At 63.1% G+C, this 19,868-nt stretch carries 27 protein-coding genes; 15 read left to right on the forward strand and 12 right to left on the reverse strand.

What is annotated here, in order from left to right; translation table 11 throughout:
• Positions 1–3: 3 nt before the first annotated feature.
• Positions 4–1,776: a 2-isopropylmalate synthase gene (locus CGLY_RS05885; protein WP_052539750.1), complete on the reverse strand. Its 1,773-nt coding sequence runs from the start codon at positions 1,774–1,776 to the stop codon at positions 4–6.
• 186 nt (positions 1,777–1,962) lie between these two features.
• On the opposite strand from CGLY_RS05885, the gene CGLY_RS05890 reads away from it, so the two are divergent.
• Positions 1,963–2,631, forward strand: a complete 669-nt coding sequence (locus tag CGLY_RS05890) for a FadR/GntR family transcriptional regulator (protein ID WP_038547303.1) — start codon at positions 1,963–1,965, stop codon at positions 2,629–2,631.
• Between the two features lie 62 nt (positions 2,632–2,693).
• Here CGLY_RS05890 and CGLY_RS05895 read toward each other — a convergent pair whose 3' ends face one another.
• Together CGLY_RS05895 and CGLY_RS05900 are read right to left on the reverse strand one after the other, a co-directional pair.
• The gene (locus tag CGLY_RS05895; protein ID WP_038547306.1) at positions 2,694–4,235 is read right to left on the reverse strand and encodes an MFS transporter; all 1,542 of its coding nucleotides are present in this window, start codon (positions 4,233–4,235) and stop codon (positions 2,694–2,696) included.
• Between the two features lie 11 nt (positions 4,236–4,246).
• Positions 4,247–4,858 (reverse strand): NADPH-dependent FMN reductase, encoded by a 612-nt coding sequence (locus CGLY_RS05900; protein ID WP_038547310.1) that lies wholly within the window; start codon positions 4,856–4,858, stop codon positions 4,247–4,249.
• A gap of 126 nt (positions 4,859–4,984) precedes the next feature.
• On the opposite strand from CGLY_RS05900, the gene CGLY_RS05905 reads away from it, so the two are divergent.
• The gene (locus CGLY_RS05905; protein ID WP_227590405.1) at positions 4,985–5,656 is read left to right on the forward strand and encodes a TetR/AcrR family transcriptional regulator; all 672 of its coding nucleotides are present in this window, start codon (positions 4,985–4,987) and stop codon (positions 5,654–5,656) included.
• Positions 5,657–5,748: 92 nt separating this feature from the next.
• Here the strand turns inward: CGLY_RS05905 and CGLY_RS05910 are convergent, their stop codons facing one another.
• The gene (locus tag CGLY_RS05910; protein ID WP_038547313.1) at positions 5,749–6,135 is read right to left on the reverse strand and encodes a MerR family transcriptional regulator; all 387 of its coding nucleotides are present in this window, start codon (positions 6,133–6,135) and stop codon (positions 5,749–5,751) included.
• Between the two features lie 62 nt (positions 6,136–6,197).
• Between CGLY_RS05910 and CGLY_RS05915 the strand changes: the two genes are divergently transcribed.
• Together CGLY_RS05915 and CGLY_RS05920 are read left to right on the forward strand one after the other, a co-directional pair.
• Positions 6,198–7,388: an MFS transporter gene (locus CGLY_RS05915; protein WP_081803800.1), complete on the forward strand. Its 1,191-nt coding sequence runs from the start codon at positions 6,198–6,200 to the stop codon at positions 7,386–7,388.
• 59 nt (positions 7,389–7,447) lie between these two features.
• Positions 7,448–8,287: an NADP-dependent oxidoreductase gene (locus tag CGLY_RS05920; protein WP_227590440.1), complete on the forward strand. Its 840-nt coding sequence runs from the start codon at positions 7,448–7,450 to the stop codon at positions 8,285–8,287.
• Here CGLY_RS05920 and CGLY_RS05925 read toward each other — a convergent pair.
• The 6 genes from CGLY_RS05925 to CGLY_RS05950 all read right to left on the reverse strand — a co-directional run bounded on the left by CGLY_RS05925 (position 8,258) and on the right by CGLY_RS05950 (position 11,625).
• Positions 8,258–8,698 carry a carboxymuconolactone decarboxylase family protein gene (locus tag CGLY_RS05925; protein ID WP_038547317.1) on the reverse strand — a complete coding sequence of 147 codons (441 nt, stop codon included), beginning with the start codon at positions 8,696–8,698 and terminating at the stop codon, positions 8,258–8,260. The two genes, CGLY_RS05920 and CGLY_RS05925, sit on opposite strands and share 30 nt — an antisense overlap.
• Positions 8,695–9,126 (reverse strand): MerR family transcriptional regulator, encoded by a 432-nt coding sequence (locus tag CGLY_RS05930; protein ID WP_081803801.1) that lies wholly within the window; start codon positions 9,124–9,126, stop codon positions 8,695–8,697. The genes CGLY_RS05925 and CGLY_RS05930 overlap by 4 nt, the downstream gene beginning before the upstream one ends.
• Positions 9,127–9,172: 46 nt before the next feature.
• Positions 9,173–9,541 (reverse strand): type II toxin-antitoxin system VapC family toxin, encoded by a 369-nt coding sequence (locus CGLY_RS05935; RefSeq protein WP_038547320.1) that lies wholly within the window; start codon positions 9,539–9,541, stop codon positions 9,173–9,175.
• Between the two features lie 14 nt (positions 9,542–9,555).
• The gene (locus tag CGLY_RS05940) at positions 9,556–9,735 is read right to left on the reverse strand and encodes a type II toxin-antitoxin system VapB family antitoxin (protein ID WP_038547323.1); all 180 of its coding nucleotides are present in this window, start codon (positions 9,733–9,735) and stop codon (positions 9,556–9,558) included.
• Positions 9,736–9,787: 52 nt separating this feature from the next.
• Entirely contained in the window at positions 9,788–10,945 is a 1,158-nt protein-coding gene (locus CGLY_RS05945) for an MFS transporter (protein ID WP_038547326.1), read from the reverse strand.
• A gap of 74 nt (positions 10,946–11,019) precedes the next feature.
• Positions 11,020–11,625 carry a TetR/AcrR family transcriptional regulator gene (locus CGLY_RS05950; protein ID WP_038547329.1) on the reverse strand — a complete coding sequence of 202 codons (606 nt, stop codon included), beginning with the start codon at positions 11,623–11,625 and terminating at the stop codon, positions 11,020–11,022.
• Positions 11,626–11,807: 182 nt separating this feature from the next.
• Here CGLY_RS05950 and CGLY_RS05955 point away from each other — a divergent pair, with 182 nt between their 5' ends.
• Genes CGLY_RS05955 through CGLY_RS05965 form a run of 3 tightly spaced genes read left to right on the forward strand, consistent with a single transcriptional unit; the run spans position 11,808 to position 12,635 of the window.
• The gene (locus CGLY_RS05955) at positions 11,808–12,005 is read left to right on the forward strand and encodes a CsbD family protein (RefSeq protein WP_038547332.1); all 198 of its coding nucleotides are present in this window, start codon (positions 11,808–11,810) and stop codon (positions 12,003–12,005) included.
• A 20-nt stretch (positions 12,006–12,025) separates the two neighbouring features.
• Complete coding sequence (locus tag CGLY_RS05960; protein ID WP_052539751.1) at positions 12,026–12,286, forward strand: lipopolysaccharide assembly protein LapA domain-containing protein; 261 nt, start codon at positions 12,026–12,028, stop codon at positions 12,284–12,286.
• Positions 12,287–12,335: 49 nt separating this feature from the next.
• Entirely contained in the window at positions 12,336–12,635 is a 300-nt protein-coding gene (locus tag CGLY_RS05965) for a GlsB/YeaQ/YmgE family stress response membrane protein (RefSeq protein ID WP_052539753.1), read from the forward strand.
• Here CGLY_RS05965 and CGLY_RS05970 read toward each other — a convergent pair.
• A complete protein-coding gene (locus CGLY_RS05970; RefSeq protein WP_081803802.1) occupies positions 12,580–13,620 on the reverse strand; it encodes a LysR family transcriptional regulator in 1,041 nt (346 codons plus the stop codon). The genes CGLY_RS05965 and CGLY_RS05970 overlap by 56 nt on opposite strands.
• 97 nt (positions 13,621–13,717) lie before the next feature.
• On the opposite strand from CGLY_RS05970, the gene CGLY_RS05975 reads away from it, so the two are divergent.
• Positions 13,718–14,941, forward strand: a complete 1,224-nt coding sequence (locus tag CGLY_RS05975; RefSeq protein ID WP_038547335.1) for an MFS transporter — start codon at positions 13,718–13,720, stop codon at positions 14,939–14,941.
• Between the two features lie 17 nt (positions 14,942–14,958).
• Here the strand turns inward: CGLY_RS05975 and CGLY_RS05980 are convergent, their stop codons facing one another.
• Positions 14,959–15,693 (reverse strand): PIG-L deacetylase family protein, encoded by a 735-nt coding sequence (locus CGLY_RS05980; RefSeq protein ID WP_038547338.1) that lies wholly within the window; start codon positions 15,691–15,693, stop codon positions 14,959–14,961.
• A gap of 168 nt (positions 15,694–15,861) precedes the next feature.
• On the opposite strand from CGLY_RS05980, the gene CGLY_RS05985 reads away from it, so the two are divergent.
• From CGLY_RS05985 to CGLY_RS06015, 7 genes are all read left to right on the forward strand, one after another.
• On the forward strand, positions 15,862–16,761 hold the full coding sequence (locus CGLY_RS05985) for a tyrosine-protein phosphatase (protein WP_052539755.1): 900 nt from the start codon (positions 15,862–15,864) through the stop codon (positions 16,759–16,761).
• Positions 16,762–16,878: 117 nt separating this feature from the next.
• Positions 16,879–17,391: a DinB family protein gene (locus tag CGLY_RS05990; protein ID WP_081803803.1), complete on the forward strand. Its 513-nt coding sequence runs from the start codon at positions 16,879–16,881 to the stop codon at positions 17,389–17,391.
• A 30-nt stretch (positions 17,392–17,421) separates the two neighbouring features.
• Complete coding sequence (locus CGLY_RS05995; RefSeq protein WP_227590406.1) at positions 17,422–17,895, forward strand: MarR family winged helix-turn-helix transcriptional regulator; 474 nt, start codon at positions 17,422–17,424, stop codon at positions 17,893–17,895.
• Positions 17,896–17,979: 84 nt separating this feature from the next.
• Entirely contained in the window at positions 17,980–18,585 is a 606-nt protein-coding gene (locus CGLY_RS06000) for a DsbA family oxidoreductase (RefSeq protein WP_174411415.1), read from the forward strand.
• Positions 18,582–19,070: a tRNA-specific adenosine deaminase gene (locus CGLY_RS06005; protein ID WP_038547347.1), complete on the forward strand. Its 489-nt coding sequence runs from the start codon at positions 18,582–18,584 to the stop codon at positions 19,068–19,070. The genes CGLY_RS06000 and CGLY_RS06005 overlap by 4 nt, the downstream gene beginning before the upstream one ends.
• Positions 19,067–19,381, forward strand: a complete 315-nt coding sequence (locus CGLY_RS06010; RefSeq protein ID WP_038547350.1) for a DMT family transporter — start codon at positions 19,067–19,069, stop codon at positions 19,379–19,381. The genes CGLY_RS06005 and CGLY_RS06010 overlap by 4 nt, the downstream gene beginning before the upstream one ends.
• 40 nt (positions 19,382–19,421) lie before the next feature.
• On the forward strand, positions 19,422–19,838 hold the full coding sequence (locus CGLY_RS06015) for a DMT family transporter (protein WP_038547353.1): 417 nt from the start codon (positions 19,422–19,424) through the stop codon (positions 19,836–19,838).
• The last annotated feature ends 30 nt before the right edge of the window (positions 19,839–19,868 follow it).

Here is a 19,868-nt window from a genome sequence, read left to right on the forward strand (position 1 = left end):
GGCTCACACCACCTTGTTGGCCGCGGCGACAACTGCGTTCATGCTGGCTGCCAGGACCGAGGAGTCCCGTCCAGCGACCCACTGCGCCGGGGACACGGTGTCTTTTCCGTTCTTCCCGTTCTTGCCGTCTTTCCCACCGGACCGGAACTCCAGCAGGGTCAGGGCATCGCTACCGCTGCCCGCGGTGACACTCGTCTGGGACAGCCCGATGACCTCGACGGTGACCCCGACTTCTGCGAGAGCCGTGACGAGCGCCTCCACCGGGCCACAGCCGGTGACAGTGTGCGTAGATTCTTCATCGTCGATCCGGAGCTGGATCGTGGTTGTCGCACCGTCTGGCGAGGCGGCGTCGTCACCGGTCTGGTAGCCCACAACGCCGATCCGGCCGTCGACGGGGGAGAGGTACTCCGAGGCGAAGATCTCCCACAGGTGGTCAGCGGTGACTTCCACACCGGTGTCATCGGTGTGGCGCTGGACATGGGCGGCGAGATCGATCTGCAGTCGGCGCGGCAGTTCGACGCCGTAGTCCTCGCTCAACAGGTAGGCGATGCCGCCTTTGCCTGACTGGGAGTTCACCCTGATCACGGCGTCGTAGTTCCGTCCGATATCCGCCGGGTCGATCGGCAGGTACGGGATGTGCCAGTCGGCCTGGTCCTCCGGCTGACCATCCCGCGCCGCTCTCGCCCGGTGCTCGATAAAGCCTTTGCGGATCGCGTCCTGGTGGGTACCGCTGAATGCGGTGTGGACCAGGTCGCCGACGTACGGGTGGCGGGGGTGGACCTCCATGCGCGTGCAGTACTCGACGGTGCTGCGGATCCTGTCGATGTCGGAGAAGTCGACCTCCGGGTCGATGCCCTGGGCGTGCAGATTCAGCGCCAGTGTGGCGATGTCGACGTTGCCGGTGCGTTCTCCGTTACCGAAAATGCAGCCTTCCACTCGTTCTGCACCGGCGAGCACGGCCAGTTCGGCGCAGGCCACCCCGGTGCCGCGGTCGTTGTGCGGGTGCACGGAGAGGATCACGTTGTCTCGACGGGCGAGGTTCCTGCTCATGTACTCGATCTGGTCGGCATAGACGTTGGGGGAGGCGATCTCTACGGTGGCCGGCAGGTTGAGGATGACGGGACGGTCAGACGACGCGTCCCACAACTGGGTCATGGAGTCGCACAGGTCCAGCACATAGTCCGGTTCAGTCTGGTTGAAGACCTCCGGGGAGAATTCGAATCGGACATTGTCCATGTCACCTGCCAGGTTCAGGACGTCCCATCCGCCGGAGAGGATCAGGTCCTTCAGATCAGCTCGGTCGCGTCCCAGGACCAGATCCCGCCACAGTGGGGCAGTGGCGGTGTACATGTGGATGACGACCGGATTTGTGATCCCCTGGATCGCGGCGATGGTGCGTTCGATGAGGTCGCGGCGGGCCGGGGTGAAGACCACGATGGTGACGTCATCCGGGGCGATGTCGGTGTCCGCGATCAGACGGACGAAGTCGTAGTCGGTCTGGGAGGCGGAGGGGTAGCCGACCTCGATCTCCTTGTAGCCGATCGACACCATCAGTTCGAAGAACCGCCGTTTGCGCACAGGATCCATCGGCTCGGCGAGGGCCTGGTTGCCGTCGCGCAGGTCGACGGGGACCCACAGCGGGGCCGTCGTGAGGCGTCGGGTGGGCCAGGTCCGGTCTTCGTCGGCGAGTGGGACGCTGACTCGGGAGTAGACGTCTCGATAACGGTGGTAGGGCATCGGGGAGGGGGAGTGGATGGTCTTTGTCGTGCTTGCCATGGTCGGTGACACGGTCCTTGCTGGGGTTGTCAGTTCTGTCGGTCGACCGGCGGGATGCTGGGGTCTCCACGACAGGCGGCCGGTCGGGTTACGACCTGCCGTGGCAGCATAGGAGAAGAAGTCCGTGGAAGCGCATATCTGGACTCTAACATAAAGTCCGCAGACAAGTAGAGGTGTTTACGTTCGATGTCCCAGGTGAAGAGGTCATCCCTGTCGGAACAGTCAGCGGAAGTGCTGTTGGCGCGGGTAAGGGAGGGGGAGTGGGCCCTGGGCCAGAAGCTGCCCTCGGAGACAACCCTCGCCGCCCAGATCGGGGTGGGACGCTCGACGGCTCGCGAGGCCATCCGCATCCTCGCAGGTAAGGGCGTTCTGGCCTCCAGGCAGGGATCGGGGGTGTACCTGACGGCGCTCGATGTCGTGGAGGAGTGGACCTCGACACTGACCAGTTCGGACATCGTGTCAGTGATCGAGGCCCGTCTGGCGATCGAGACCGAGGCGGCCCAGCTTGCGGCGGAACGGCGCACGCCGGTGGCGCTCCGTGCGATCCGGCGTGCCCTGAAGGTCCGCGACACGAGTCGGGATGATCTGGAGGCGCATGTGGACGCCGACACCGCCTTCCACCGCAGCATCGTGGTGGCTGCGGCCAATGATGTGCTCACCGACCTCTTCGACAGCTTCACTCCGCGGATCCGTGAGGCGATGGTCGACATGCTCCGGCGTAAGGGTGGATTCGGTGACGCGGCGGACCAGGATATTCATACGGATCTGGTGGATGCTATCGCGGACAAGGACGCCGCGACTGCCGGCGGAATCAGTCGGTCACACCTGATGGCAATGAAGCGTGAGTTCCTGTGAGACAGTGACGCCCTGTCATTTTCCGGAGGAGATGACGCTGGCGATGGCGTCGCGAGAGACAGTCAGTGCCTGGATCGATTTCTCGATCCGGGCTTGTTCACGCTCTCTCGCGGAATCTCCGCGTGATTCCGGCATCCGTGTTGTCCGTCATGACTCGAACGGCGCACGAGGGCGGTGGTTGCGATGGCGGCGATGCCGCATAGACCTGCGAGCGTCATCAGCACAATTCGCCATGTATCAGTGAGCTGCGCGGCCAGGAATCCAGTATCTGTCGTATTCGGCAGGTTTCCAGTCGCGACTTGTCCAGCGAGGTCTGTGGAGTCGATCCTCCCTGCCAGAATCGTGATGAGAGCGGAACCGAAAACACCGAGGATGAGCGCATTGGACGTGCCGCGCACAGTGTTGAGCATCCCGGCGACCATTCCAACCTCGTTTTCGCCGACCTCATTCATGGCCTGGGCGTCGATGATGCCAGAGGCGAGACCAACCCCGGCGCCAAGGAGGATAAGGGGACCCGTCAGCCCGAGTGGCGTGACCATCGGATGCAGAGTTGCCAGCCAGGCGTTGCCTCCTGCGATTGCAAGGAGCGCGCTCGCAATGATTATTGACGGGGAGGATCTCTTACCGATAAGCCAGCCGCCTACAGCGGGCAGAATCATCATCGGTAGCGTCGGCAGGATCATCACCATGCCGGCATTCGCCGCGGTAAGCCCAACTGGGGCTTGGAGGTAACTGGGCAAGAAGTTCAACACGCCGCCGAAGCCGATCGACATCGTGATCGCAGCGAGTAACCATCCTTGAAATCCGCGCTGGCGCAGTAGAGAAAGGTTGAGAATTGGGTTGGCCGCGCGACGTTCAATGATCACGAATAGGCCCAGCAGAAGAGCAATGCAGCCCAGCAGGACGAGAACAGTGGGAGACATCCAACCGAGTGATGAGCCCTGCATGATTGTGAACATGAGAGTCGCTAGGCAGGCGATGAACGTGACCGCACCGGCGACGTCGATGCGTGGAGCATTCTCGGCGCGAGTTTCGCTCATTAGCAATGTACCGGCGATCAGAAGCAGGCCAGGGAGTACGAACGCGCCGAAACCGAGCCGCCAGCCCAACCCATCGACCAGCCACCCCGAGAAGGTGGGCCCGAATGCCAAACCGAGACCAGAGGTCGTGCCCATTGCCGCGAACGCTCGAGCGCGCGCTGCGTCGCTGAACGTTGCTCCGAGTATGGCTCCGCCGCCGGCCATCACGCCTGCTGCTCCGAGCCCGGTCAACACCCTTGCCGACAATAGAATCGCGACGTTCGGAGCAAAAGCGGCCCCGAGGCATCCGAGAGTATAGACCATCGCGCCTGAGCGGTAGACACGTCGCCTGCCGATCGCATCACCAAGAGATCCAGCCACGAGCATGAACGATGAGGCGGCCACGAAATAGGCGGTGACGACCCATTGTGCTGCGGGGCCACTCGTATCGAGGTCGGAGCCGATCTGGGGTACGGCGACCCCCGCCCCCGACATCGACATCGGTAGAGCCAGAAAGCCCAACAGCACGACGGTAAGCGTCACAATGCCCCGTGGCGTGGCGCGAATGCTGGTGGTGGTGGCCATGACTGCTTGCCCTACCGTTCTGCAATTGCTGTCGCGGCTGGTGGGCGAAGTGTAGCGAGGGCCTGAACCCAGCCGATGAGCTCCTTGAGCGTCCGTTCCAGGGTCGGCAGATGGTGTTCTGCAGGCGTGAAGGTTCCCGGTTCGGCCATATCGGTGATGGAGAAATCGGTAAACAACCCCAGTGCGACCTGGCTGCGCACACAGGCGACTTTGACCTCGGCAAGTGTCATGCGGAGTTGCTCGACTGCCCGAACCCCGCCGTTGAGTCCATAGCTGACGAAGGCTGCGGCCTTGTCATGCCATTCGGCGAAGAGATAGTCGATCGCGTTTTTCAGAGCTGCAGGGATGGCGTGGTTGTACTCCGGGGTGACGAAGACGAACCCGTCGAACGAGGAGATGAGCTTGGCCCATCGACGTGTGTGCTCGTTCCGGTACTCACCAATCGCTGCAGGCACCGGTTCGTCGAGCAGTGGCAGGTTCACGTCGGCGAGGTCGACGATGGCGTACTCGATACCGGCATCCTGCGGTGTGTGGCTGGTGGCCTGCTGGTGTACCCATCGGGCGACTTGGTCGCCTCGTCTTCCTGGTCGAGTGCTCGCCACCACGATTGCGATTCTGATCATCTGGTTCCCTCCGTATGACTTGTACGGGCCACTTCCTGGCCCATGCGCACCAAAGTGCAACGATCGTTGTAGATAGTACAATGATCATTGTAAATAGTGCAAGGGACGTTGTAGTAGGTTGAAGGAGTGAACCGGAAACAGGACAGTGACGATCCCGAGGCGCGACCGATGAGGGGCAGCCGTGTCGACAAACGACGTGCACTACTTGACGGTGCGCTGATCGTCTTCGCTGAGGACGGGTACGCCCGTGCAAGCATCGACACCATTGCCCGGAGATCGGGGGTATCTACGCGAACGATCTACAACCAGTTCGGTGGTAAAGCCACCCTGTTTGAGGAGGTGATCGTCGACAGCGCCCAGCGCACCGCAGACGAGCAGATTGTGACGGTGCGGCGCTACCTGGGGAGGATCGCAAATGTCGAAGACGACTTGATCGAGTTCGGACGAGCGTGGGTATCGCCTGCCCCTGAACACGCTCCACATTTCGCGTTGGTGCGCCAGATTCATGCGGATGCGGGCCATATCGCCGAGGCCACGCTCCGCGCTTGGCAGGAGGCAGGCCCACTGCGTGTCCGCAAAGAGATCGCCGAGCACCTGCGCCGCATCGCCGAGAGGGGGCATCTGAATGTCGCTGACGCTGATCTTGCTGCTGTCCATCTGGTCCAACTCATTGCCGGAGATGTCACCACACGCACTTACCATGGTGCGCTACCGCTCCCCTCAGAGGAACGGTACAGGCTCGCTGATTCAGGGGTTCATGCCTTCTTGTATGGCTACGGCACCCATGGGCAGTCTTGATTTGGAAGTTGACTCCGTCACTCGCGTTATCTGAACCTCTCGCAGCTTTATACGGCCAACTATTCGGCTCTCATCAGGTTCCGGGGTCGGGATCAGCCGGTCGCACCTGACTGCGACGAAGTACGACCTGGCGCACCGGCGGAGATGACGCCGGCGATGGCGTTGCGAGAGACAGTCAGTGCCTGGATCGATTTCTCGATCCGGACTTGTTCACGCTTGAGGTCAGCGATGGTCTCTTCGCAGATCGGGGCTAACCGTCCGGCCCGTTCTGTGAGGCAGGGCAGGACGGTGCGGATCGCCGCAGTGCTCAACCCGGCGTCCAGAAGCTGGCGGATGCGGCGGGCGACCTCGGCATCGGTTGCGGTGTAGTCCCGGTAACCAGAGGAGTTGCGGTCGGGCACGAGTAGTCCCTGTTCCTCGTAGTAGCGGAGCAATCGGGGCGCTATGCCGGTCTGCGCCGACACCTCGGAAATCCGCATAGTGTGTACGTTCCTTCGCGGCTATTTGCTTTCACATCGATGTGAAGGTTGAGGCTAGCAGAATGACTGACCACACATCATCCTTGCTCTCGTCCCGCTCACGCCCAGCCTGGGTGCTGACGGGATTCGTTCTTCTGGTGTTCTGTACCGGCACCGCCGAGTACCTCGTGGCCGGTGTGCTCCCGCAACTGGCGACCGATGTCGGAGTGAGTACCGCTGCCGCCGGCCAGACAGTGACCGCCTACGCCCTGGGTGTGGCGGTCGGCGGTCCGCTGGTAACCATCCTGACCGCACGCCTTCCGCGTAAAGGGCTGGCGCTGAGCCTGGGGCTGGTCTTCATCATCGGCACACTCATCACGGTCATCGCCCCGACGTATGCATGGGTGATCGTCGGTCGTGTCGTGTCCGCCTGCAGTCAGGCGACACTGTTTGCGATCGGGCTGACCACCGCAGCGACGGCAATGGGACCCGGACGCCAGGGGAGAGCCATCGCCATCGTCAGTTCAGGGTTGACCGTCGCCACGGTGTTGGGGGTCCCCCTTGGTGCACTGTTGGGTGGAAACCTCAACTGGCGGATACCGTTCCTGATCGTTGCGGTCGTGGCGATCGCTGGAGTGCTCATCCTCTGGTCGTCAATGCCACGTACACCAGCGCCGGCCACCGGCGTGCGCGACGAGATCCGGACGCTGTTGCGGGGACCGGTGCTGCTGGCCGTGATGACCACGGTGGTGGGGTTCGCCGGTGTCGGAATCGTCTTCACCTATCTTGTTCCGCTGCTGTCGGATGTCACCGGCCTCGCGGCTTCGGTTATTCCCGCTCTGCTCCTGGCCTACGGTGTCGGCGGCTTCGTCGGCAACCTGATTGCCGGGCGGTTCGCCGACCTCGATCTCGGAAAGACACTGGTCGGGGTGTTTGTCGCGCTGGTTCTCACCTTGGCGCTGTTCCCTCTGGTGGCGGAACACCCGGCACCGATGATCGGCATGGTGCTGGTGCTCGGACTGTTGTCGACCGCGACGATCGCGCCGCTGCAGTCGCTGGTGCTGCGCCATGCAGGCGCTGCTCCGACCCTCTCCCTGGCGGTCAATGTCGGTGCATTCAACATGGCCAATGCTGTCGGGTCCGCCCTCGGTGGCATCGGGGTCAGCGCCGGGCTCCTGCGCTGGGGCGGTTTCGGCGGCGCGGTATTCGCCGTCGCTGGCCTGGTTCTCGCACTTCTGGCGCTCAGTACAACTCCACAGGAGGATAACCAGTGAAAGCCGCAACGGTCGTAAGCTACGGAGGGCCTGAGGTCCTTACAGTGTGTGACGTGTCGATGCCCCGGCCTGGCCCCGACGAGGCCCTTGTCGCCGTAGTCGCATCCACGGTCAACCCCGTGGACGTGAAATTCCGCGAGCCCGGGACGTCCCAGGTCATCGGTCAATTCCCCGCGTCACTGGGATGGGATCTCGCCGGAGTGGTGGTCACGGCACCGGTAGGTTCCGGATGGGTGCCAGGGGACAGGGTGATCGCCATGTATCCGCCACAGGCGGACGGGGCAGGCTGCTGGCAGCGCTACACTGCGCTGCCAGCTGGACTGCTTGCCCCGGCACCTGAATCAGTGGACCTGTCTACGGCGGCGAGTCTCCCGTTGACGGCTCTTACCGCGGACCAGGCGCTTGAGAAGCTCGACCTGCGACAGGGGGAGCGTTTGCTCGTGACAGGTGCAGCAGGGGGTGTCGGAGGCATGGCGATTCAACTCGCGAGCCGGGCTGACGTCGAGGTCGTTGGACTGGTCCGTGATCCCGGGCACGGGCCGGTGGTCCTCGATTTAGGTGCTGACACCGTCGCGTCAGACCCCGCTGGTATCGGGAGTTTTGATGCAGTTCTCGACACCGCCGGGGTGTTCACCTACCCGCATGTGCTCCGTGAGGGAGGTCGTCTCGTGACAGTCAGTGACGATGTCATTCCTGAGCAACTGGCGCACCGGGCGAGCAGCGCAATGCACAACTATGTGTCCCATGACCCACGTCGCTTACGTGAGCTGTCGACGTTGGTTGATGCCGGTGAACTCCAGTTACGCGTCGCTGCGCGGTATCCACTTCACGCGATTCGGAAGGCGCATCACCATGTTGAAGGTGGTGGGTTAGTCGGAAAGATCGTCATCACGATGTGACGTGCGTGGAAGCAGACCTCGTTCGGCGAAGACGTTTTTTGCAACCGTAGTGGCATTTAGCGCCCGGGGGAATCCGCAGTACACCGCTGAATGCAGCAGCGCCTCGGTGATCTCCTCGGAGGAGAGGCCGACGTTGAGGGCGGCGTTGACATGGACCTCCAGTTGCGGTTCACATCCGCCGAGCGCGGTGAGCATTCCCAGCGTGACCAACTGGCGGTCGCGGGGGCACAATTCCGGACGGGAGTAGATTTCCCCGAACCCCCATGCCACAACCTGGTGACCGAGTTCGGGTGACACGTCCGCCAGCCCGTCGACGACTGCGGTGCCAGCGGCGCCGTCTATCTGCTCGAGGACGGCTCTGCCCCGGTCGTACCGTTCCTGGCGGGTGGTCGCTTCTGCATCATTCGTCACTGGTCATCGTCCTGTTCTTCCCGGGCGACGTCGATGTCGCGGAGATCGGTGGTGAGGTCGTCACGGTAAATGGCGATTTTGGCCTCCAAAGCCTGGTTATGAGAGAGGAGCTGAGTGATCTGTTCGGTGAGTGCCTGCTGGTGCTTTTCGAGCATTGACAGTCGCTCAGCGGTCGTGACGGGACCCTCGTCGCGGAGATCGGCGTATATCCGCATCTGACGAATCGGCATTCCTGTTTCTCTCAGCCGGAGGAGGAACTGGACCCATGCCACGTCGTCGGCGGCGTACCGGCGGTGATTGCTGACGTTCCTGCAGACAGGGCGGATCAAACCCGCCCGTTCGTAGTAACGCAGCGTATGCGCCGAGACCCCGGACAACTCCGACATCTGCGCTATGGTCAGCCCGTTGTGGTCTGCGTCATCTCCCATGACAGAAACGATAGGACTTAGAGCGCACTCGAAGTCAACAAACGTCTCACCGTCCCTCGTAGACGCTGACTCCCACCTGTTTCGCGGCCTCTCGGAAGCGCTTGTCCCTGGTCCAGATTGCCGAGCCGGCGAGACGGGCGGAACCCAGTAGGTGGACATCGATAACGCTCAGCCCCCGTCCCCAGAGCCTCGCACCCTCCACGAATGTCATCAATTCTTCGTGTGTGAGACTCGGGCATCGCTCCAGCGAACTCAGGAACCCGGTGAAGGCCTCACGCTCCCTCATGGAGCCCAGGGCGAGTTCCTCTATGACGCCTGCGTGGCTGAGGACCAGGTCATCGCCGAGCAGTTCGACGATTTCCTTCTCGGCGTGATGAAGATGGTCTATCCAGACCGAGGTATCGACGAGAATCACGCCGCCGTTCCTCGTTACCGGGGCGCGGCGGTCGCGTCGGGGTCTGAACCTCCGAGCGCCGCCAGGCGACGTGCACTCTCGACGCGGATGAGGGATTCCAGACCTGCGCGGAGGAGGACGGAGCATTCGTCGATGCCGGTCAGCTCGCGTGCCCTCTCCATGAGCCTGTCGTCGATCGTCACGGTTATCCTCATGGGAGAATCCTCACCTGTTGGCGCATCGTATGGTGACGTTGATTATGTTCCGTCACGCGCTGGCAGGCAAGGGCCTCCGCGCGGTCTGCATCGCCAGCACAACTGCCGCGAGTACGGCGAAGACGACACCGGTCCACATGGCGACGGCCGGGTCATCACCGAAGAGGCTGATGGTGACCGCGCTGATCGCTGTTCCCAGGGTCACCCCCATCGTGATGACTGCGGTGTGGACGGTGCTGACGAGGTTGCCGGTGCCACCGACCTCAGCCACCCGGGTGACCAGTGCAGGATTCATCGTCACCCCGGCCAGGCCCACGATGAACACGGTGATCACCACCAGCGGCGAGACCTGACCGAACAGAGCGAGCAGTATCAGTGCGATGAACAACAGTGCGTGGCCGAAACGGAGGACGGCGACCGCGTGCCGGTCGGCGAAGCGTCCGACGACGAGGTTGCCGATGAACGAGCAGAGGCCGTAGCCGAGGAGGATCACGGTGGTGGCATCGGACGAGAATCCCGCGGTCTGCTCCAACAGCGGCGTGAAGTAGGAGAACGCCGCGTAGGCGGAACCGATGGTCAGCAGACTCACCAGGTACCTCGACCACAGGCGGGGTGAGCGAAGGTTCCGCACGTCCTGTGCCGCGTCGTCCTGCGAGGCGGCCGCGCGGTGGGGAAGCGCGAGTGCACTGATGATGAACAGGAACAACGCGGCCGCGCCGAGCACGTAGAAGCTGGCCTGCCAGCCCCAGCGTCCGGCGATGAAATGTGACAGCGGCAGGCCGATGACGGTGCCGACCATGATGCCGCCGAGCACGATCGACACCGCCTCGCCGATCCGGGTGGGCGAGGGTGCCAGGCGTGCGCCGAAGGTGACGGAGAGTCCGAATGCGGCACCGGAGAGACATCCGGTGATGATGCGGAGCAGCGCCAGCCACCAGTACTCGTGGATCAGGGGGACAAGGATTTCGAGGATTGCGTAAGCGGCGACGACCAGTAGGAGGGAGCGCTTGGGTGGACTGTGGCGGGCGGCGAAGGCGAGGAGGGGCCCGCCCAGCGCCATCCCCAGTGCGTACAAGGACACCAGGAGACCCACCTGGCTGGTGCTCACCCCCAGGTCATTGGCGATCTCAGGCATCATTCCGGCGATCTGGAGTTCGCTCATGACGACAACGAGGATGGTCAACATGAGCAGATACAACTGTTTGGGCATCGTGTGTTCTCTTTCTGTATTCTAAAGTCCAAAATATGGGCAGACGTGTGCCTTGATTCAGTTCATGTGGTCCGTCAGGCTGTCTTCAGCCCGCTGAGGGTGAGATTGGCGATCTGACGCAGATCCTCTGGGCCGGTTCCTGCCTGGGCGAGAACGCGGATGCCCGAGATGAGCGAGACGATCGTCAGTGCGGTCTCGCGCGGGGGTAGCTCGGCTTTGAGACTGCCATCTCTCCGTCCCACGTCCACCGCCTGAATGAGCAAGGACGTCTGATGGGCCAGACCGCGGTCGAGGAGTTGTCCGATACGTTCGTCCTGGTCGACGAGGTCGGGTGCCATCCGGGAGTTGACGACCATGCAGCCGGCGGCATGACCGTGCCGGGCTGCATCGTCCTCCTCGCCGAGGATGAGGCCCATCACGGCGTCCAGTCGTTCGGCGCCCGAAAGATCCTCATCGCTGAGGGCATCCTCCTGTCGTCCGCCGGTGTCGCTGAGGTAGTGCTCCAGGGCCCGGATGAAGAGTTCGTCCTTGGATCCGAAGGCGTTGTACAGGCTGCTGCGACGCACGCCGGCAACCGTGCAGAGTTGCTCGGTCGACGTGTCGGCGTAGCCGTGCACCCGGAACTGGGCGACTGCTGCGTCCAGGACGGCGGATTCGCTGAATTCTCGTGGTCTTGCCATGGAGGCGAGCGTAGCAGATTCTGGATGATGGAATACAAAACTGCCGACTGGAGGGTGGCCTACTGGTGTCGGGATATAACGATAGGACAACGTTACGGTACCAATTTGCTAACAAGGTGAGCGAAGTTCGCGGATGCAGCCTATGCTTCAAGTACACATCCCTCTATCGAAAGGACTTCACCATGGGTCTCGATGACAAGATCAAGAACACTGCCGAAGACGCCACCGGAAAGGCCAAGGAGGCCGCCGGCGATGTGACCGACAATGACAAGCTCAAGGGTGAGGGCAAGGTCGACCAGGCCAAGTCCAGTGTCAAAGACGCTGCCGAGAATGCCAAGGACAAGATCTCCGAAGGCATCAACAAGATCACCGGCAACTGACGGTAGGCGGGAGTCCCACCATGAGTGCTGGCAACACCGCGCCTGATGCCACGAAGCGGCAACGATCGTCTGTCGGCCTGGTTGTCACGACGGTGATCGTCGTCATCGTGGCGATTGCGCTGATCATTCTGATCGGTCAGAACACCGACCAGGTCGACATGGGCTTCCTCGGGTGGGAATTTGCGTTCCCGCTCTCTGTGGGACTGGTGGCAGCGGCCATCGGAGGGGCGATCGTTGCGTTCGCACTCTCCGGGATCGTCGCTATCCGCCGGAGAAAATGACGCAGCCGCCCGTCCGGTAGCCCAGAGATCAGAGAAGATCGGAGAAGACATGGACCCGAACACGGTAGTACTTGCCGCCGATTCAGCCCCGCCGCTGAGCTTTCTCGGCTGGATCATAGTCGGCGGCCTCGCCGGCTGGATCGGCTCGAAGATCATGAAGACCGACGCGCAGATGGGGATCATCCTCAATATCGTCGTCGGTGTTGTCGGTGGTCTCCTCGGCGGCTGGTTGCTGACACTGTTCAACGTGGACGTTGCCGGTGGCGGCATCATCTTCAGCTTCATCACCTGCCTTATCGGTGCGGTGATCCTGTTGTGGATTGTCGGATTGGTGACTCGACGTCGATAGCGTCGTCACGTGAGTTTCCTACGGTCTCCGCCCCTCGGTTCAGTCGAGCGGGCGGTTTTCGTGTCTGTTCGCCCGCTACGCTGTGCTGGAGCAGACCGGCCAACGACGTCAGCGCAGGGGAGCTCCGGTCCTTTCGCCAGACCAGCCCGAGCTGACTGGAGCTCTCGAGGCCGTCGACAGGGAGAAACCGGACATCGGACCGTGCGTAGTGTTCGGTAACCGGACGGCAGGCCAACAGTGCGTGGCGTCCTGAAGCCACCATGGCCATGGCCTGCTGCATCGAGGAGATTCCGGTACTGGAACAGATCGGTACGCCGGACGGCGTTGTCACCGGAGTTCGCGCCACCTTCCAGTAGTCCGGAGCGTCCCCCTCGCGATGGAGAAGGTCAAGATCAGCCAGATCCTCCATCGTCACGGTTCCGTGGTCGGCGAGGGGATGGTCAACCTGGAGGGCGAGGAACTGGTCTTGAGGAGGAAATATGAAGCCGATGGTCAGTTCCTCTTCGTGAATTGGCAGCTCGACGATGGCGGCGTCAACCTCGCCGTCGCGCACCGCCGTGAACGGCGAGCCCAGGGGAAGTTCCTGTGTGTGTACGGCGACATGGTGCCGTTCATCCAGTACGCGAAAACTTTCGGTGATCTGCTCGTACACCATGCCGGTGAAGCCGATGGTCAACTCTTCGAGGGCACCACGCATCGCACGTGACCGGGCGCGGTCGAACGTGCGCAGCAGTGACCGGTATGCCGGACGTAGCTCTGCGACGAACTGGGTACCGATCGGTGTCATGGCGACCCTGCGGCTGGTCCGGTCGACCAGGCGGGCGCCGATCCTGGTCTCCAGGGTGGCGACGAGCTGACTGACCCGTGACTGTGAGTAACCGAGCTTGTCTGCCGTCCGGCCGAAATGCAGTTCGTCGGACAACGCGAGCAGGCACTCGATCTGCTGGAGATGGGCCTGGTGCATTGTGGTGAGAGGGGGTCCCATGCCCGCCCAATGTACCGGCTCATCGATGAGCTGGACTCATCGATGGATGAGAACCTCGCCGTTGTTCGCCACGGCTAGCCACGTTGAACTGGTGGGCATGAGAACTACTGATTCTGCTTTCCAGTCTTCGTCTGCTCCTCCCCAGAAGACGACCAACCCGTCGCAGTGGGTAGCGGTCGGCGTGCTGACCGTAGCCACATTCCTCGTCGTCACTTCCGAGATGTTGCCGGTGGGCGTGCTTACCCCCATGGCGGAGGGCCTCGGAATATCCTCCGGTGCCACTGGTGCCAGCCTCACGATCACCGGCCTGGTGTCGGCGGTGACGGCGCCGGTCGTGCCGCGCCTGCTCGGTAACCTCGACCGTAAGAAGGTCCTTGCCTCCGCCATGGCCGTCCTCGCCGTCGGAGATCTCCTGACGATGGTCGCCAGCGGATTCGCGCTGCTCGTTGTCTCCCGAGTGATCCTCGGAGTCGGCATGGGAACAGTCTGGGGGATGGCCTCAGCAGTGGCGACACGACTGGTGGCGCCACAGAATATCGCCCTCGCCGTGTCCTTTGCGGTCAGCGGTGTGGCGTCAGCCTCCGTGCTCGGCGTCCCCCTCGGAACCTTTGTGGGCAACGCGTTCGGGTGGCGGGCCGCATTCGGCGCCCTCGCTGCGCTGGCACTCGCCGTCGGTGCTGCTCTGTTGTGGTGCTTACCTGTCCTTCGACGCCCGGCCGCTGCGGATTCTGAGAGCGAGGCAGAGCAGCGGCGATCCCTTCTTCGTCCGGCAGTTCTCACTGGACTTATGGTCGTCGTGCTCCTGGTCACCGCTCACTTCGCCGCGTACACCTATGTGCGTCCGGCACTCGAGGAGCTGCCGGAGATGTCCGCGAACTCCATTGCCCTGCTGCTTCTGCTGTACGGCGTGTTCGGTCTGATCGGGAACTTCGTCGCAGGGGCGGCGGCCGGACATCGCCCTCGCCTGACGGTGCTTCTGCTGGCAGCAGGAATCACTGTCTCACTGCTGGTCCTCGCACTGTTCGGCACCGCGGCCATGGCAGCAGGTGCGGCAATCGCGGTATGGGGTCTCGCCTACGGAGGGCTCTCTGTGGGGGCCCAGTTGTGGATGACCACGGCCGCGCCAGACAGGGTCGAGCACATTACCGGGCTGTACGTCGGGGTCTTCACCGGTGCCATCGCCCTCGGTGCGTTCGTCGGTGGCCTCATCGTCGAAGGCGCCGGAATTGTCCCTCTGCTGTGGAACACGGCAGCCCTTGCTCTCGCATCGCTGATGGTCGGTCTGATCGGGACGGGACCGCAGCGAGACCGGTCGGACTGAGCGGCGTTCCGGTGGACCTACAACTCGTACCGGTGGAATGCCACGGCGCGGTCCACGCCTGCTTGGGCGCCGGCTTCCGACGTGACGCCGCCGATGAGGTCACGGGGAGCCGGATGGTCGTCCAGTGCGGCGAGGTAAACCTTGTGCTGCTCCAAGGAGGCAATACTGCGTTCGACCGCATCGGCGGACACTGCGACCGCATGCGTTGCTGATGCTGACCCGAACACCAGGAGTTGCTCTGCCTGCCACCGGTCCAGCACCCGTCCGTCTTCTGCGGTGATGTCCGGAAAGACCCACCGGTTTCCGGCATCCCGCGCCGCATCAAGGGCGACAACCCCCGCCACACGGTGGTCCGCCTGGTTCAGCCCCCACGGCATCTCCATGTCCCACCCCAGGGTGACCACGGTGGTGGGGCACACCTCCCGGATCACCGACGCCACCGCCCTCCTCAGATCCAGAGAGTACTCCAGTACACCGTCCGGGAAGTCCAGGATCCGCAGGTCGTCGACGCCGACCTGAGCGCATGCGCGACGCTGTTCCTCGGCGCGGGCCGGTCCCGTTTCGGCGGGACTCATCGAATCGATGCCGGCTTCCCCTGACGTCAGCAGAAGATAGGTGACCGGTATCCCGCGGTCGGTCCACTCCGCCACTGCGGCAGACGCGCCGTACTCCATGTCGTCCGGATGGGCGACGATGCAGAGGACGCGGTCAGTGTCGTCGAGGTCGAGCAGTTCGAGACGATCATCGTTCATGGTCCGGTCTCCCTATCTGTGGGTAAACGTTCACGGCTGGGACGACAAGTGATCACCTGGCGTCCATGTTGTGGTCATTCAAGCACGGGAACATGTCGGTGACCACCCGATCTCCCCGCAAAGGCCCACATGACGTCACCAGTTCACCGTCCACGTAGAACCCGACCAGTGGTCCGTACGGTCCTTTTCCCGGCGGCGGGACTGCTCGCCACCTCGTTGCTGCTCGCCGGTTGCCAGGCCGACGCCGCCGAGAAAGTATCCGGCCCCACGTCGGTGTCCGAGCACCTGCAGACCGTTGCCCTCGATACCCCGCGCCTGTCCTCGGCCGACAACTTCCGCGATCTGGCCGGCATCGACCGGGCCTACAGCACCGGTGACGGTCACCTGAAGCCAGCGTCGGTCTACCGGTCGAACGCCCTGGACATCACTGACGACGACCTCGCCACCCTGCAGGACCTCGGAATCTCGACGGTGATCGATCTGCGGACCGACAGCGAGATCGAGGATCACCCGGACCGCGTCCCCGCCGGGGCGGACTACGTCCACATCGACATCGTCGGGGGAGGGGAAACTGCCGCCAACCCCACCGAAGGTTTCTCGGTTGAGTCCCCGGAGGACGCCGCAACCATGCTCGGGGAGCTCAACCGCAGCTTCGTCACCGACGCGGCAATGAGGGCGCAGTTCGCACAGGTCGTCACCGCTGTCGCCGCGGCTGACGGCCCGGTCGTCTTCCACTGCACTGCCGGCAAGGACCGCGCCGGGTGGACGAGCGCTGTCCTACAACTCGCGGCCGGAGTAACCGAGCAGGACGTCATCGACAACTACCTGGCAACGAACGATTACTCCAGGGCCCGCATTCAGACCACCACCGAACAGATCCGGGCGTCCGAGGGGGACGAGGCGGCGGACACCTACAACGTGCTGCTCGGCGTGCAGGAAAGCTTCCTGCAGTCCGGTCTGAATGAGATCAAGGAGATCTACGGCGACGTGGACACCTACCTCATCGACGGCCTCGGGCTGGATGTCTCCACCGTGCAGGCGCTGAAGGACAAGCTCGTCGAGGCCTGACCGTTCCGACGATCTGAGTCACCGCACAGAACGAATCTAGCCTCGGACTCGTTCTGTGCGGTGACTCTGATGTGCACTCCACGGCCAGGAGACGGACTGTGTGATTGACTCAAGGACATGAGCAGCGACGACCTGGACACTCTGGAGGGGGTTGACGGTATCAGCCGCAACCCCCACTACAACGCCTTCGTATCGGTGACGACGGAGATCCTCGCCGGGTACGACGCCGCGTTGGACACTCTCGATGACGATACCGTGAACCGTTCGCCTCGCCCCGGCACGGTGAATACCGCCTTCGGTCTGGTCACCCACGTGCACGGGATGGCCCATTACTGGGGCGGTGCGTTCATTGGGGGAGAGGACATTCCCCGCGACCGGGACGCCGAGTTCCGTGCCTCGGGGACTGTGGCGGACGCGCGGCGTCTGGTCGACGAGGTCCGCGGCAGGTTGCCGGACTGGGCACGCATCGCTCTCACCGAGGGGATTCGTAACCGGGAGGCGACGGGGACTTCGCGCCGGGACATCGCCGAGGTGACCCCGGAGTGGGTTCTCGAGCACATCCTTCACGAACTCGCCCAGCACCTTGGGCACCTGGAGGTGTGCCGCGATGTGGTGGGGGTTGACGCATGAGCGAGACGTTGCTAGTTTAAGTGCATGCACATGCAACTAGATGAAAACGCAGGTGCCTCCAGTGAGGCGGCCACTGTCGCGTGGTCGACGGTGGCGGCGTTTGCTTCCGCGGTTGACGCGGATCTGGATAAGTGGCTCGCTGCCCGTTATCGGGTGGGTCTGACGGAGTTCCGGGCACTGACGTTCCTCCGTGATGTCTCGGCGAAGGAGTTGCGGGTCAGTGAGCTCGCTCAGCGCCTCGGGCTTAATCAGAGTTCCGCTACCAGGCTGGTCAGTCGGCTGGAAGCTAAAGGTTTCGCCTACCGTGATGTGTGCGAGGATGACGGTCGCGGTGTCTATGCCGTTCTCGGTGAGGGCGGGGAAGGGTTGCTGCGTGAAGTGAGGGAGCCGTTCGAAGAGCGGGTCCGGGATGTGCTGGGGGATGTCTCCGCACACTTTCCTCACCTGAGCGCGGGTGCGCTTGACGGGGCACTGGAGGATGTTCGCTCGTTCCTTGAAGGTTGACGTCCGCGACAGTCGTCTGCGGACGTTTTTCTTTAGTCAGAAACATGCATGTGCATACATCAAAGTCTACGAAAGGAGATTCACATGCCCACCAGCATTGACGTGTACCTCGATTACGTCTGCCCGTTCTGCTTCCTGGTCGAGCCCGCGCTCGACGAACTGAAACGCGACCGCGACGTTGAAGTCACCATCCGCCCGTTCGAACTGCGTCCGCACCCGGTGCCCACGCTCCGGCCCGAGGACGACTACCTGCCACGCGTCTGGGAGGCGTCGGTGTATCCGATGTCTGAGCGCGTCGGGATACCGGTCACCCTGCCGACGGTTTCGCCGCAGCCGCGCACCGAGAAGGCATTTCTCGTCCTGCAGCTCGCCCAGGAACAGGGGAGGGCCGAGAACTACACCGAGGCGATGTTCACCGCGTTCTTCCGCGAGGACAGGGATATCGGTGTCGAGGACACCATCATCGACATCGCCACCTCGGTGGGGCTCGACAGGGAAGAGGTGGTCGCCGCCCTGCACAGCGACGACCGACGAACGCGGCATCGCGAGAACCTGGACTATGCGGTGAAAACCGTCGGGGTGCAGGCTGTCCCGGCGATCGCCGTCGACGGCGTCCTGCTTCGCGGCGTGCCCGGTGCCGCCAGGTTGAGGAAAGCTGTCGATCAGGCGGAGCAGGGGAGTGGCGTATGACCCGGGACAACTCCGGTGACACGGCGCTGATGGTATCGGCCGTCGAGCATGCGATCGCCCACGTTGAGCATGGTGGCCTCCCGTTTGTCGGAGTCGTCGCGGACAGTTCAGGACGTTCGTCCTGTTTTGGGACTAACGAAGTCCGTGAAACCGGTGACCCCACGGCCCATGCGGAGATCGTCGCGATGCGCGACGTCCTCGCGCAACGTGGGGCAGGCAGCCTGCAAGGGGTGCGCCTGTTCGCCACCGGTGAGCCCTGCGGCCTGTGTTTCCGCTTCGCCGTGGACCACGGCGTGGCCGCTGTCTATGTCGCCGTCGACCGCGATCGCGTGGCCCACTACGGCTTCGACTACCGGGCAAGCTACCGGCACTTCGGGATCACCGACGACCTCCGGGCCCGCCTGCTGCATCCCCTGTCCGTCCCCCAAGACAGTGAACCATTTACGCACTACCTGACCATCAACAACGAAGGAACGTCATCATGAACTGGCTCTATCTGGCTATCGCCATCCTCTTCGAGGTCGCCGTCGGCATCTCGGCCGGCAACGCCAACGGCTTCAAACATCTCTGGTGGACGGTGTCCACCCTGGTCTCCGGCGCGATCGCCACCTTCTTCCTCAGTCTGGCTCTGCTCACCTTCGACGTCGGGGTCGGCTACGCCCTGTGGACGTCGCTGGCCGGAGTCGGAATCGTGATCGTCGGGGCGCTCTTCCTGTCCCAGGCGTTGACCTGGCGGAAGCTCGTTGGCATCGGTGTCGTCATTGCTGGCGTCATTGGCCTCAACCTCGCCGCCTGACACCACCCGACCTCCACATCACCTTGAAAGGACCTCTTCCATGACCACCAACACATCAACCACCACACCATCGACGACCACTCCACCGACACCCGGGGACGGCAAGGCGGGGCCCTGGGCGGCGCTGCTCGTCGCGAGCCTCTTCGAGATGGGCTACGCGCTGAGCGTCAACGGCAGCGAGGGGTTCACCAACCTCCTCTGGTCAGCGGTTGCCATCGTGTTCTTCCTGTTCACCCTGTTCTTTCTCAGCGTTGCTTTGAAACAGATCGACGTCGGCATCGGCTACGCGGTCTGGGCCGGGCTCGGTGCCGTCGGCGCGGCGGTACTCGGACCCGTGTTCTTTGACGAGACCCTGACGCTGGTCAAAGGTTTCTGGTTGGCCGTGATCATCGGCGGCGTCGTCTGGCTGAAGCTGGCTGACAGTCCGAAGCTCGGGGTGTCGTCGGCTGCGGCCTGACTTCCGGGTTCACTATCATTATCAATAATG

Origin of the sequence: Corynebacterium glyciniphilum AJ 3170 (genome assembly GCF_000626675.1) — a bacterium.
GTDB lineage: Bacteria > Actinomycetota > Actinomycetes > Mycobacteriales > Mycobacteriaceae > Corynebacterium > Corynebacterium glyciniphilum.